The sequence below is a fragment of the Anaerotignum sp. genome, from assembly GCF_017483025.1.
GTDB lineage: Bacteria > Bacillota > Clostridia > Lachnospirales > Anaerotignaceae > Anaerotignum_A.
The window spans coordinates 23,452-35,805 of sequence record NZ_JAFUMA010000074.1 but is presented as its reverse complement, the minus strand read 5'-3'; the positions used below and the strand labels follow the sequence as shown (position 1 = coordinate 35,805).

The following is a 12,354-nucleotide window of genomic DNA, read 5'->3' as shown; positions in this document are numbered from 1 at the left end:
CAAAGTAATCCTGGTTGACGATCCCATGCTGGAAAACTATGTAACAGAACCCTACACAAAAGCAGTTTGCGAAGTTATCAAAGCATATGATCCCGAAATCATGCTGTTCGGTGCTTCTTCCATCGGCCGTGACGTTGCTCCTCGTGTAGCTAGCCGTGTTAAAACAGGTCTGGTTGCCGATACAACAGGTCTGAGAATGGCTAAAACAGAAGCTGAACTGGCGAAAGAAGCAGAAATGGGTAACACATGCCCCGAAAGAGCTCTGCTGATGACACGTCCCGCATTCGGCGGGAACATCATGGCTACTCTGATGTGCCCTAGAACAAAACCTCAGATGGCTACAGTACGTCCTGGCGTAATGAAAATGATCGAAAAAGACGAAGCTAGAACAGGCGAACTGATCAAATTTGACGTAAACTTCACAGCAGAAGATATGAACGTTGAAATCATGGAAGTTGTGAAAGCTGACAAGAAATCCGTAGACCTGACAGAAGCGAAACTGATCGTTTCCGGCGGTCGTGGTGTTGGCGGTCCCGAAGGCTTCAACATCATCAGAGATATGGCTGATGCACTGGGCGCAGAAGTTGGTTCTTCCAGAGCATGTGTAGACGCTGGCTGGATTGAAAAAGACAGACAGGTTGGTCAGACAGGTAAAACAGTACGTCCTGACCTGTACATGGCATGTGGTATCTCCGGTGCTATCCAGCACGTTGCAGGTATGGAAAACTCTGAACTGATCATCGCTATCAACAAAAACGAATCCGCTCCTATTTTTGAAGTAGCTGACCTGGGTATCGTTGGCGACCTGAAACAGATCCTGCCTAAACTGGCTGACGCTGTAAGAAAATACAAAGCAGCGAAAGCAAACAGCTAAAAATCATATAAGAAATAAAAGCACTCCGTTCGGGGTGCTTTTTCTTTTGCCAAAACAGGGATGTATTATATAGAAGAAACACTTACAAAATCTTATGATATTTTTTGAAGGTGTTTCTTCTATATAATATATGTTAAAATAGTAGGACAATAAGATCGAAAGAGGACAAAGAAAAGTGGAACAACACTGTGTCAGAGATGTGTCGTGATGTTGTCTCTGTACTGTAGACAAAAGGATTGTTTTACGCGGATTTGTTTTGGCTAATTTTTTTAAGTGGATTGTATACAGAATTTTGTTGTGCAATTTGTTTAAAATCAATCGAAAAGTGAGCTTGTTTTTTTATCTGATTTCAAAGAAAAAATCGAAAAAAAATCAAAAAAACACTTGCATTCTTTGTGTTTTTCCTTTATAATACCAATTGTTGTGACATAGAGTGTTGATACGGAAGGTTGCCAAAAGCCGATGAATAAAGGGCTTGAGGGTTTTTCCGAGGAGCGATGTCCAGTTCAAAGAAACCGGGCGACAAGGTCACTGTACTGAATATTTTGGGTTGAACTTACCAACAGGGTAAGTTTGCGTATCTGACGTTGCTGGATACACCCGGATGAGTGTGCAGTCACCACTTGTCGTGCTGAAGTCAAATAGTACGAAAAGGAGGGGACTTTTTTTATGGCTAATCCCAAAATCAGAATCAGTCTCAAAGCTTACGATCACAAATTGATCGACCAGTCTGCAGCGCAGATCATTGAAACAGCAAAGAAAACAGGTGCACAGATCAGTGGCCCTATCCCTCTTCCCACAAAGAAGGAAGTTGTAACAATCATCAGAGCGGTGCATAAATACAAAGACTCTCGTGAACAGTTCGAAATGAGAACACACAAGAGACTGATCGACATTCTGAGCCCTACACCCAAGACAGCAGACGCGCTGAGCCGTCTGGATCTGCCTGCAGGCGTAGACATTACACTGAAAGTGATGAAATAATCAACGGTACCCACTAAGCAACGAACCGAAAGATTATTTTTAAAACTTTAATAAAAAGAAAACATCCAAAAAACTGGTTTATATAAGATAGATAAGTAACACAGAAATGAAAGTTACAACTCTTATATGACTAGAATGATTACCCTAGCGCCCGAAGGGTGCGGGCAATCCGCTGTAGAAAATTAGGAGGTGCAACGAAATGAAAAAGGCGATCATCGCTAAGAAAATCGGCATGACACAGGTTTTCACTGAAAACGGTGCGCTGGTACCTGTAACAGTTCTGGAAGCAGGCCCCTGCGTTGTAATTCAGAAGAAAACACTGGAAAACGATGGCTACGAAGCAATTCAGGTTGGTTTTGCTGATGCAAAAGAAAGCAAAGTAAACAAACCCATGAAGGGTCATTTCACAAAAGCAGGCGTAGCTGCTAAAAAATATGTAAAAGAATTCAAACTGGAAGATGCAGCTAACTATGAAGTTGGCGCAGAAATCAAAGCTGATGTATTCGCAGCAGGCGATAAAGTAGACGCAAGCGGCGTTTCCAAAGGTAAAGGTTTCCAGAGTACAATCAAGAGATACAATGCATCCAGAGGTCCTATGGGTCACGGTTCCAAATCCCACAGAGTAGTAGGTTCCATGGGTTCTTCCGCATTCCCCAGCCGCGTTAAAAAAGGTAAAAGAATGCCTGGTCACATGGGTAGCGCAAACGTAACTATCCAGAATCTTGAAATTGTACGTGCAGATGCAGAAAAGAACCTGCTGCTGATCAAGGGCGCAGTTCCCGGTCCTAAAGGTTCCATTCTGGTAATCAAAGACAGCGTAAAGGCTTGATAAACTTTACGAAAGGAGGAAACTAACATGGCAAATGTTGCAGTATTAAATATGACAGGCGCTCAGGTAGGCACAATTGAGCTGAACGACGCTATTTTCGGTATTGAAGCAAATGAACATGTGATGCACCTGGCTGTAGTACAGTATCTGGCAAACCAGAGACAGGGCACACAGAGCACAAAAACACGCGCTGAAGTTCGTGGCGGTGGTAGAAAACCTTACAGACAGAAAGGTACAGGCAGAGCAAGACAGGGCTCCATCCGTTCTCCTCAGTGGGTTGGCGGTGGCGTAGTATTCGCTCCCAAGCCCAGAGATTATTCCTTCAAACTGAACAAGAAAGTAAAAAGACTGGCACTGCAGTCCGCACTGTCCACAAAAGTTGCTGAAGGCAAAATCATCGTCCTGGACGAACTGACACTGGCTGAAGTTAAGACAAAAGAAATGGCAAAAGTTCTGGAAAACATCAAATGCGGCAACGCACTGATCGTTATGGACGGTTCCAACGAAAACGTTATCCTGTCCGCTAGAAACATTCCCGAAGTTAAGACAGCTTCCGTAAGCACAATCAATGTTTACGATCTGCTGAAATACAACACACTGGTTGTAACAAAAGAAGCAGTAGAAAAAATCCAGGAGGTGTACGCATAATGGCTGATCTGAAATTTTACGACGTAATCGAAAGACCCGTAATCACAGAAAACAGTATGTCTGTACTGGATGAAAAGAAATATACTTTCATCGTACACCCTGAAGCAACAAAAGCTCAGATCAAAGATGCTGTTGAAAAAATGTTCGAAGGCGCTAAAGTAGCTTCCGTTAACACAATGAACTACGATGGCAAACCTAAGAGAAGAGGTATGTTCTTTGGTAAAACAAAGAAATACAAAAAAGCAGTTGTTAAACTGACAGCTGACAGCAAAGACATCGAAATCTTCATGGGTATGTAAGTAGTTGCTCGCAACTGCGACCCACTGAAGGAAATCAGAAACTTGCAAAACACACGGAAACGTGTAGACGATATAAATCCGAAAGGAGTGGAAACAAGAGATGGCAATTAAGAGATATAAACCCTATACACCATCCAGAAGACACATGACAGTGTCCGCATTCGATGAAATCACAAAATCCACGCCCGAAAAATCTCTGGTAGTACACCTGAGAAAAACTTCTGGCAGAAATAACCAGGGCAAACTGACAGTACGTCACCACGGCGGCGGCGCTAAGATCAAATACAGACTGGTTGACTTCAAACGTAACAAAGATGGTATTCCTGCAACAGTAAAAGCAATCGAATACGATCCTAACAGAACAGCAAACATCGCTCTGATCGTTTACGCTGACGGTCAGAAATCCTATATTCTGGCACCCGCAGGCCTGAAAGTTGGCGATCAGCTGATGAACGGTCCCGAAGCGGAAGTTAAACTGGGCAACACACTGCCTATGAGCAAAATCCCCGTTGGTGCTAACATCCACAACATCGAAATGAAACCCGGCAAAGGCGGCCAGCTGGTTCGTTCCGCTGGTAACGTAGGTCAGCTGATGGCTAAAGAAGGCAAATACGCTACAGTAAAACTGCCTTCCGGCGAAATGAGACTGCTGCCTATCGAATGCAGAGCTACAATCGGTCAGATTGGTAATGCAGACCACGAACTGATCCACATCGGTAAAGCTGGTAGAAAACGTCACATGGGCGTAAGACCTACAGTAAGAGGTTCCGTAATGAACCCTAACGATCACCCTCATGGTGGTGGTGAAGGTAGAGCACCCATCGGTCGTCCCGCACCTATGACACCTTGGGGCAAACCTGCAATGGGCTACAAGACAAGAAACAAACACAAAGCTTCCAACAAATATATCGTTCGCCGCAGAAACGGCTAATAGATTCGAATGTGCCTAAGGCGGCTTAGGCACAGCCAGAAAAAACAAGGAGGATTAAATCAATGAGCAGATCTTTGAAAAAAGGACCTTTCGCTGACGATCATCTGCTGAAGAAGATCGACGCTATGAACGCAGCAGGCGAAAAGAACGTAATCAAAACATGGTCTCGTCGTTCTACAATCTACCCCGATATGATCGGTCACACAATCGCAGTTTATGACGGCAGAAAACACGTGCCTGTATATATCACAGAAGACATGGTAGGCCACAAACTGGGCGAATTTGCACTGACAAGAACTTACAGAGGTCATGGCAAAGACGCAGAAAAGAAATCTAGAGTTCGCTAATTATCCGATAACGAAAGGAGGTTTCGTTCATGGCAAAAGGTCATAGAAGCCAAATCAAAAAAGAAAGAAACATTGCAACACAGGAAAAAAGACCTCATGCTACTGCTAAATATGTAGGCATCCCCGCTCCCAAGGCGAAAATCGTCCTGGATCAGATCAAAGGCAAGGATGTTGCTACAGCAGCAGCAATGTTGAATTATAGCCCCAGACTGGCAGCAGAAATCATCGGTAAAGTACTGAAATCTGCTGTAGCAAACGCAGAAAACAATCTGGGTATGGACGTAAGCAAACTGTATGTGGAAGAAGTAAGTGCTGATCAGGGCCCTACAATGAAGAGAATTCGCCCTAGAGCACAGGGCAGAGCATATCGCATCCTGAAAAGATCCTGCCATATTTCCATCGTTCTTAATGAAAGATAAGAGGAGGTACTGAAATGGGACAGAAAGTAAACCCCCACGGTTTAAGAGTAGGTATCATCAAAGATTGGGATGCAAAATGGTATGCAGAAAAAGACTTTGCTGATAACCTGGTAGAAGACGTAAAAATCAGAAAATTCATCAAAAAGAAACTGTACGCTGCAGGCGTTTCCAAGATCGCTATCGAAAGAACAGCTGGCAGAGTAAAAGTTTCTGTTCATACAGCAAAACCCGGTATCGTTATCGGTAAAAACGGTGCAGCTATCGAAGAACTGAAAGCTGAACTGCAGAAAATGACAGCACACAAAGTAGCTGTTAACATCGAAGAAATCAAGAGACCTGAACTGGATGCTCAGCTGGTAGCTGAAAACATCGCTCTGCAGCTGGAAAATCGTGTGACATTCCGTCGTGCAATGAAACAGGCTATGGGCAGAACAATGAAATTCGGTGCTAAAGGTATCAAAACAATGGTAAGCGGTCGTCTGGGCGGCGCTGATATCGCTCGTGGCGAATCCTACCACGAAGGTACAATCCCTCTTCAGACACTGAGAGCAGACATCGACTATGGCTTTGCTGAAGCAGATACAACATACGGCAAACTGGGCGTAAAAGTTTGGATCTACAAAGGCGAAGTACTTCCTGTAAAGAATAATAAAAAGTAAGGAGGCGCTAAAGAATCATGTTAATGCCTAAAAGAGTAAAACATCGTAAACAGCAGAGAGGCAAAATGAGAGGCCGTGCATATAGAGGCAACAAAGTAACATACGGCGATTTCGGTATCATGGCGATGGAACCCACATGGATCACATCCAACCAGATCGAAGCAGCACGAGTTGCTATGACAAGACACATCAAACGTGGCGGTGACGTTTGGATCAAAGTATTCCCCGATAAACCCGTATCCGCAAAACCTATCGGTACTCGTATGGGTTCTGGTAAAGGCGCTCCTGAATACTGGGTAGCAGTAGTAAAACCCGGCAGAGTAATGTTCGAAATCGGTGGCGTAGAAGAAGAAAAAGCAAGAGAAGCGCTGAGACTGGCAATCCACAAACTGCCTATCAAGTGCAAAATCGTATCTAAAGCAGAAGCAGAAGAAATGGCAGGTGAACATCAGTGAAAACAAAAGGTTATGTAAATGAATTGATGGGCAAAACTGCAGATGAATTACAGAAGGACCTTGTTTCCGCTAAAAAAGAGCTGTTCAACCTGAGATTCCAGAACGCTACAAACCAGCTGGACAACACAGCTAGAATCAAGGAAGTTCGTAAGAACATCGCAAGAATCCAGACAATCATCACAAAGAAAGCAAGAGAAGCGAAATAATAGATATTCCGTTCGTTGAAAGGAGGAAATCATCGTGGAAAGAAATCTTCGTAAAACTAGAATCGGTAGAGTAGTTAGCGACAAGATGGACAAGACAATCGTTGTTGCTGTTGAAGATAAAGTAAAACACCCTCTGTATGGCAAAATCGTTAACAGAACATACAAACTGAAAGCTCATGACGAAAACAACGAATGCGGTATCGGCGATCGTGTTAAAGTTATGGAAACAAGACCTCTGTCTAAAGACAAGAGATGGAGACTTGTAAGCATCATCGAAAAAGCAAAATAATCCTTTTTGGAGAGGAGGACGAAATATGGTTCAGCAGGAAACCAGACTGAAAGTAGCAGATAACAGTGGCGCAAAAGAACTTCTGTGCATCAGAGTTCTGGGCGGTTCCACAAGAAGATATGCAGGTGTAGGCGACATCATCGTTGCTGCAGTTAAAGACGCAACACCCGGCGGCGTTGTAAAAAAAGGTGACGTTGTTAAGGCTGTAGTTGTAAGAACAGTTCATCCCGTAGGCAGAGCTGACGGCAGCTACATCAAATTCGACGAAAACGCAGCTGTAATCATCAAAGACGACAAAAACCCCAGAGGTACACGTATCTTTGGACCCGTTGCAAGAGAGCTGAGAGAAAAACAGTTCATGAAGATCCTTTCTCTGGCTCCCGAAGTACTGTAATAGGAGGTGCGCTAGGTGGCTAATTTGAAACTGAAAACTGGTGATAAAGTAGTTGTTATCGCTGGTAAAGATAAAGGCAAAGAAGGCAAGATCATTGCTGTAGATAAAAAGAACAACCGCGTACTGGTTGAAGGCGTGAACATGGTTTCTAAACACACAAAACCCAACGCACAGAACCAGCAGGGCGGCATCATCAAGAAGGAAAACTTCATTCATGCTTCCAACGTAATGTACCTGCACAACGGCAAGGCAACACGTCTGGGCGCTATGATCAAAGATGGTAAAAAAGTAAGAGTAGCAAAGAAAACAGGCGAAGTAATCGACTAATAAATACCTGGTGAAAGGAGGCAAACAATGAGCAGATTAAAAGACTTCTATGAAGCACAGATCGTTCCTGAAATGACTAAGAAATTTTCTTATACAAATAAACTGGCTGTTCCCAAACTGGAAAAGATCATCATCAACATGGGCGTAGGCGAAGCTAGAGAAAACGCTAAAGTCCTGGATGGCGCTGTTAGAGATATGAGCATCATCGCTGGTCAGAAACCCGTTGTAACAAAAGCTAAAAAATCCATCGCGAACTTCAAACTGCGTGAAGGTATGAACATTGGCTGCAAGGTTACTCTGAGAGGCGACAGAATGTACGAATTCACAGACAGACTGATCAACATCGCACTGCCTCGTGTACGTGACTTCCGTGGTGTAAAAGCAAACAGCTTCGACGGCAGAGGTAACTACACAATGGGTATCAAAGAACAGCTGATCTTCCCCGAAATCGAATACGATAAAGTAGACAAGATCAGAGGCATGGACATCGTTTTTGTTACAACAGCAAAAACAGATGAAGAAGCAAGAGAACTGCTGAGACTGTTCGGTATGCCATTCGCAAAATAAGGGAGGGACAAACATGGCTAAAAAATCTATGAAAGTTAAGCAGCAGAGAACACCTAAATTCTCTACACAGGCTTACACACGTTGCAGAGTTTGCGGCAGACCCCACTCTGTACTGAGAAAATATGGAATTTGCCGTATTTGCTTCCGTGAACTGGCATACAAAGGTCAGATTCCCGGCGTAAAGAAAGCAAGCTGGTAATTGAAAGGAGGAATTCACAATGTCTATGAGCGACCCTATCGCAGATATGCTGACAAGAATCAGAAACGCTAACATTGCAAAACACGATACAGTAGATGTTCCTTCTTCCAAAATGAAGAAAGCAATCGCTGACATCCTGGTAGCAGAAGGTTACGTAAAAGGTTACGAAGTAATCGAAGACGGTATCAAATCTACACTGCGTATCAGCCTGAAATATGGTGAAGATAAAAACGTAAAAGTAATCACAGGTCTGAAAAGAATTTCCAAACCCGGCCTGAGAGTATTCGCTGGCAAAGACGAACTGCCTAAAGTTCTGGGCGGTCTGGGCACAGCAATCATTTCCACAGACAAAGGCCTGATGACAGACAAAGCTGCAAGAAAAGCTGGTCTGGGCGGCGAAGTTATCGCTTTCATCTGGTAATTGAGACAAGATAGAGACAGAATATTAGGAGGTGCAGACCATGTCCAGAATCGGTAAACTGCCCGTAGTGGTACCCGCTGGCGTTGAAGTTAAGATTGGCGAAGGCAATCTGCTGACAGTAAAAGGCCCCAAAGGTACACTGGAAAGAAAATTATCCGCTGACATGAACATCGCAATGGAAGATGGCCAGATCGTAGTTACAAGACCTAACGATCTGAAGAAAAATAGAGCATTACACGGCCTGACAAGAACACTGATCTTCAACATGATCGTTGGTGTTACACAGGGCTATGAAAAAACACTGGAAATCAACGGTGTAGGTTACAGAGCAGCTAAATCCGGTAAAAAACTGACACTGACACTGGGTTACTCTCATCCCGTAGAAATGGAAGATCCCGAAGGTATCGAATCCATCGTTGAAGGTACAAACAAAATCATCGTTAAAGGTATTGATAAAGAAAAAGTAGGTCAGTTTGCAGCCGAAATCAGAACAAAAAGACCTCCCGAACCTTACAAAGGTAAAGGTATCAAATACGCTGACGAACACATTAGACGTAAAGTTGGTAAGACCGGTAAGAAATAATCTGCGCACGGCAGCGTAAGGTATATTTATATCGGAAAGTGACTAATTTTTGAAGAAATGGAGTGAAATTGCTATGATCAATAAGCCCAATCGTGCAGCGGCTCGTGTGAAAAGACACTACAGAATCCGCAACCATGTAAAAGGCACAGCTGCTAGACCTAGACTGGCAGTATTCAGATCCAATAAACATATGTATGCACAGATCATCGATGACGTTGCTCAGCATACACTGGTTGCAGCATCCACAATGGAAGCTGAAATCGCAAGCAAAGTAGAATACACAAACACTGTAGCAGCTGCTGCAGCTGTAGGTGAAGCTGTTGCGAAAAAAGCAATCGAAAAAGGTATCACAGAAGTTGTATTCGACAGAGGCGGTTTTGTATACCAGGGTAAAATTCAGGCACTGGCAGACGCAGCTAGAGAAGCTGGCCTGAAATTCTAAGGCAAGGAGGAAAGTAAGTTGAAAAGAATCGATCCAAGCACTTTAGATCTGAAAGATAAAGTAGTAACCATCAACCGTGTATCCAAAACGGTTAAAGGTGGTCGTACAATGAGATTCTCTGCTCTGGTTGTTGTTGGCGACGGCAACGGCCATGTAGGCTGCGGTATGGGTAAAGCAGCTGAAATTCCCGATGCGATCCGCAAAGGTAAAGAAGCAGCGATGAAAAATATCATCAAAGTAGAAATGAACGATGTAGACAGCATCTACCACGGCGTTACAGGTGAATACGGCAGTGCAAGCGTACTGCTGATGCCCGCTCCCGAAGGTACTGGTATCATCGCTGGTGGCCCCGCTCGTGCGGTTCTGGAACTGGCTGGTATCCGTAACATCAGAACAAAATCCCTGGGCTCCAACAACAAACGTAACGTTGTAAGCGCAACAATCGAAGGTCTGTCCAGAGCGACAACACCCGAAGCTGTTGCAAAACTGCGTGGCATTTCTGTTGAAGAACTCTTAGGTTAAGGAGGAATAGACAGATGGCTGAAATTAAAATCACATTGGTGAAATCCACAATCGGTGCAATTCCCAAACATAAAAAGACAGTTCAGGCTCTGGGTCTGAACAAAACAAACAGCAGTGTAATTCAGCAGGACAATGCGGCTATCAGAGGTATGATCCATCAGGTAAGCCACCTTGTTAAAGTTGAAGAAGTTTGATTTTAGGAGGTGCCCAAATGAACTTATGCGAACTGAGACCCGCTGAAGGTTCCAGAGAAAAGAACTGGAGACGCGGCAGAGGTCATGCAACAGGCAACGGCAAGACAGCTGGTAGAGGCCACAAAGGCGCAGGCCAGCGTTCCGGCACAAGCGGCAAATGCGGCTTTGAAGGCGGCCAGATGCCTCTGTACAGAAGACTTCCTAAGAGAGGCTTCACATGCAGAAACAGCAAAGAAATCGTTGCAATCAACGTTTCCATGCTGAACGTATTTGAAAATGATACAGTAGTAGATATCGATGCTTTGAAAAACGTTGGTCTGATCAGCAATCCTAGAGATGGCGTGAAGATCCTTGGCGAAGGCGATCTGGAAAGAAAGCTGACAGTTAAGGTTAACTACTTCAGCAAAACAGCTCAGGAAAAAATTGAAGCTGCCGGCGGCAAAGCAGAGGTGATCTAATTGTTTAAGATTTTCGCAAACTCCTGGAAAACTCCAGAGATTCGAAACAAGATTCTGTACACACTGATGATCTTCGCGATCGTCAGACTGGGTACACAGATCGCCCTGCCCGGTATCGATACTGCAGGGGTTGTAGCAGCGAGAGAAAACGCATCCATGGCGGGTACACTTTACAGTGTAATCGCCGGTGGTGCTAACTCCAACTGGTCCATCTTTGCAATGGGTATCGGTCCCTATATCAACGCTTCCATCATTATGCAGTTGTTGACAATTGCGATCCCTAAATTCGAGCAGCTTTCCAAGGAAGGCCCCGATGGTCGTAAACAGCTGCAGTCTTACAGCAGATATTTGACAGTAATCCTGGCGTTGATCCAGGGTGTCGGTCTGACTTACACATATCAGAACATGTATCTGGTGCATAGCCCTCTGGTTTACGTTGCATCCGTATTCTGTCTGGTATGCGGTTCCACATTCGTAATGTGGCTGGCAGAACAGATCACTGCAAGAGGTATTGGTAATGGTTCTTCCATGATCATCTTCATCAATATCGTATCCAACCTGCCCATGGGCATTGCAAGCCTGTCTTACATGATCATCGGCAGCGGTGCGATTGGTGCAGCAAAAGTAGCAGCGATCCTGATCATTCTGATCATCGTTCTGGCATTCATCGTTTGTGTAAACAGCGGTGAAAGAAGACTGCCTGTACAGTACTCCTCCAAAATGGTAGGCAGAAAGCAGGCAAGCGGCAGAAGTACAACAATGCCTATCAAGGTAAATACTTCCGGCGTTATCTCTATCATCTTTGCCATCTCCCTGCTGCAGTTCCCTCAGCAGATCGGTATGTTTATCCCTAACAAGGGCGCAACATTTACAAAGGTGACAGAAGTTCTGAACATGACACACCCTGTAGGTGCGATCCTGTATGTACTGTTGATCTTCTTCTTCACATATTTCTATACATCCATCGTTATCAATCCTAACGAAATCGCGATGAACATGAAGAAGAACGGTGGCTTCATCCCCGGTATCAGACCCGGTCAGCCTACAAGCGCTTACATCACAAGAGTTGTAAACAGAATCACACTGGTTGGTGCGATCTGCTATGCGATCCTGGCTATGGTTCCTGTAGTTCTGCAGTGGATCTTTAAAGTAAACGTAGGCTTCGGTGGTACAACACTGATCATCGTAGTTGGTGTTTGTCTGGATATCGTAAAAGCACTGGAAAGCCAGCTGCTGATGCGCCACTACAAAGGTTTCTTAAATGACTAATAACAATCGCTTGGGAAATGCTATTCAGCATTTCCCGA

General features: G+C 44.3%; 23 protein-coding genes. All 23 read left to right on the top strand.

Annotated features, from left to right (window positions below):
* Nucleotides 1-874: electron transfer flavoprotein subunit alpha/FixB family protein (locus tag IJ369_RS06710; RefSeq protein WP_290717467.1), on the top strand; the 874-nt coding region annotated here is incomplete at its 5' end.
* A 669-nt stretch (nt 875-1,543) separates the two neighbouring features.
* The gene (gene rpsJ / locus IJ369_RS06705; RefSeq protein WP_016407831.1) at nt 1,544-1,858 is read left to right on the top strand and encodes a 30S ribosomal protein S10; all 315 of its coding nucleotides are present in this window, start codon (nt 1,544-1,546) and stop codon (nt 1,856-1,858) included.
* 199 nt (nt 1,859-2,057) lie between these two features.
* Nucleotides 2,058-2,687 carry a 50S ribosomal protein L3 gene (rplC, locus tag IJ369_RS06700; protein ID WP_290717465.1) on the top strand — a complete coding sequence of 210 codons (630 nt, stop codon included), beginning with the start codon at nt 2,058-2,060 and terminating at the stop codon, nt 2,685-2,687.
* 27 nt (nt 2,688-2,714) lie between these two features.
* Complete coding sequence (gene rplD, locus IJ369_RS06695; protein WP_290717462.1) at nt 2,715-3,335, top strand: 50S ribosomal protein L4; 621 nt, start codon at nt 2,715-2,717, stop codon at nt 3,333-3,335.
* On the top strand, nt 3,335-3,634 hold the full coding sequence (gene rplW, locus IJ369_RS06690; protein WP_016407828.1) for a 50S ribosomal protein L23: 300 nt from the start codon (nt 3,335-3,337) through the stop codon (nt 3,632-3,634). Before rplD ends, rplW begins: the two co-directional genes overlap by 1 nt.
* Before the next feature lie 100 nt (nt 3,635-3,734).
* Nucleotides 3,735-4,565: a 50S ribosomal protein L2 gene (rplB, locus tag IJ369_RS06685; RefSeq protein ID WP_290717460.1), complete on the top strand. Its 831-nt coding sequence runs from the start codon at nt 3,735-3,737 to the stop codon at nt 4,563-4,565.
* Nucleotides 4,566-4,627: 62 nt separating this feature from the next.
* Nucleotides 4,628-4,912 carry a 30S ribosomal protein S19 gene (gene rpsS, locus IJ369_RS06680; protein WP_016407826.1) on the top strand — a complete coding sequence of 95 codons (285 nt, stop codon included), beginning with the start codon at nt 4,628-4,630 and terminating at the stop codon, nt 4,910-4,912.
* A gap of 29 nt (nt 4,913-4,941) precedes the next feature.
* Nucleotides 4,942-5,331: a 50S ribosomal protein L22 gene (gene rplV / locus IJ369_RS06675; protein WP_290717457.1), complete on the top strand. Its 390-nt coding sequence runs from the start codon at nt 4,942-4,944 to the stop codon at nt 5,329-5,331.
* A gap of 14 nt (nt 5,332-5,345) precedes the next feature.
* Nucleotides 5,346-5,990: a 30S ribosomal protein S3 gene (gene rpsC, locus IJ369_RS06670; RefSeq protein WP_290717455.1), complete on the top strand. Its 645-nt coding sequence runs from the start codon at nt 5,346-5,348 to the stop codon at nt 5,988-5,990.
* Between the two features lie 17 nt (nt 5,991-6,007).
* Nucleotides 6,008-6,445, top strand: a complete 438-nt coding sequence (gene rplP, locus IJ369_RS06665; protein ID WP_290717453.1) for a 50S ribosomal protein L16 — start codon at nt 6,008-6,010, stop codon at nt 6,443-6,445.
* The gene (gene rpmC / locus IJ369_RS06660) at nt 6,442-6,651 is read left to right on the top strand and encodes a 50S ribosomal protein L29 (RefSeq protein ID WP_290717451.1); all 210 of its coding nucleotides are present in this window, start codon (nt 6,442-6,444) and stop codon (nt 6,649-6,651) included. Before rplP ends, rpmC begins: the two co-directional genes overlap by 4 nt.
* A gap of 34 nt (nt 6,652-6,685) precedes the next feature.
* Nucleotides 6,686-6,940 (top strand): 30S ribosomal protein S17, encoded by a 255-nt coding sequence (gene rpsQ / locus IJ369_RS06655; protein WP_016407821.1) that lies wholly within the window; start codon nt 6,686-6,688, stop codon nt 6,938-6,940.
* 25 nt (nt 6,941-6,965) lie between these two features.
* A complete protein-coding gene (gene rplN / locus IJ369_RS06650) occupies nt 6,966-7,334 on the top strand; it encodes a 50S ribosomal protein L14 (protein WP_016407820.1) in 369 nt (122 codons plus the stop codon).
* A gap of 15 nt (nt 7,335-7,349) precedes the next feature.
* Entirely contained in the window at nt 7,350-7,661 is a 312-nt protein-coding gene (rplX, locus tag IJ369_RS06645) for a 50S ribosomal protein L24 (protein WP_290717448.1), read from the top strand.
* A gap of 27 nt (nt 7,662-7,688) precedes the next feature.
* Entirely contained in the window at nt 7,689-8,228 is a 540-nt protein-coding gene (gene rplE, locus IJ369_RS06640; protein ID WP_290717446.1) for a 50S ribosomal protein L5, read from the top strand.
* 13 nt (nt 8,229-8,241) lie between these two features.
* On the top strand, nt 8,242-8,427 hold the full coding sequence (locus tag IJ369_RS06635) for a type Z 30S ribosomal protein S14 (protein ID WP_290717444.1): 186 nt from the start codon (nt 8,242-8,244) through the stop codon (nt 8,425-8,427).
* A gap of 19 nt (nt 8,428-8,446) precedes the next feature.
* Complete coding sequence (gene rpsH / locus IJ369_RS06630) at nt 8,447-8,848, top strand: 30S ribosomal protein S8 (protein WP_290717442.1); 402 nt, start codon at nt 8,447-8,449, stop codon at nt 8,846-8,848.
* Between the two features lie 40 nt (nt 8,849-8,888).
* Complete coding sequence (gene rplF / locus IJ369_RS06625) at nt 8,889-9,431, top strand: 50S ribosomal protein L6 (protein WP_290717441.1); 543 nt, start codon at nt 8,889-8,891, stop codon at nt 9,429-9,431.
* Nucleotides 9,432-9,504: 73 nt separating this feature from the next.
* Nucleotides 9,505-9,873 (top strand): 50S ribosomal protein L18, encoded by a 369-nt coding sequence (gene rplR, locus IJ369_RS06620; protein ID WP_290717471.1) that lies wholly within the window; start codon nt 9,505-9,507, stop codon nt 9,871-9,873.
* Between the two features lie 18 nt (nt 9,874-9,891).
* On the top strand, nt 9,892-10,395 hold the full coding sequence (rpsE, locus tag IJ369_RS06615) for a 30S ribosomal protein S5 (RefSeq protein WP_016407813.1): 504 nt from the start codon (nt 9,892-9,894) through the stop codon (nt 10,393-10,395).
* 14 nt (nt 10,396-10,409) lie between these two features.
* A complete protein-coding gene (gene rpmD, locus IJ369_RS06610) occupies nt 10,410-10,589 on the top strand; it encodes a 50S ribosomal protein L30 (protein WP_290717438.1) in 180 nt (59 codons plus the stop codon).
* Nucleotides 10,590-10,606: 17 nt separating this feature from the next.
* Nucleotides 10,607-11,047 (top strand): 50S ribosomal protein L15, encoded by a 441-nt coding sequence (rplO, locus tag IJ369_RS06605; protein WP_290717436.1) that lies wholly within the window; start codon nt 10,607-10,609, stop codon nt 11,045-11,047.
* Nucleotides 11,048-12,316: a preprotein translocase subunit SecY gene (gene secY, locus IJ369_RS06600; RefSeq protein WP_290717434.1), complete on the top strand. Its 1,269-nt coding sequence runs from the start codon at nt 11,048-11,050 to the stop codon at nt 12,314-12,316.
* The last annotated feature ends 38 nt before the right edge of the window (nt 12,317-12,354 follow it).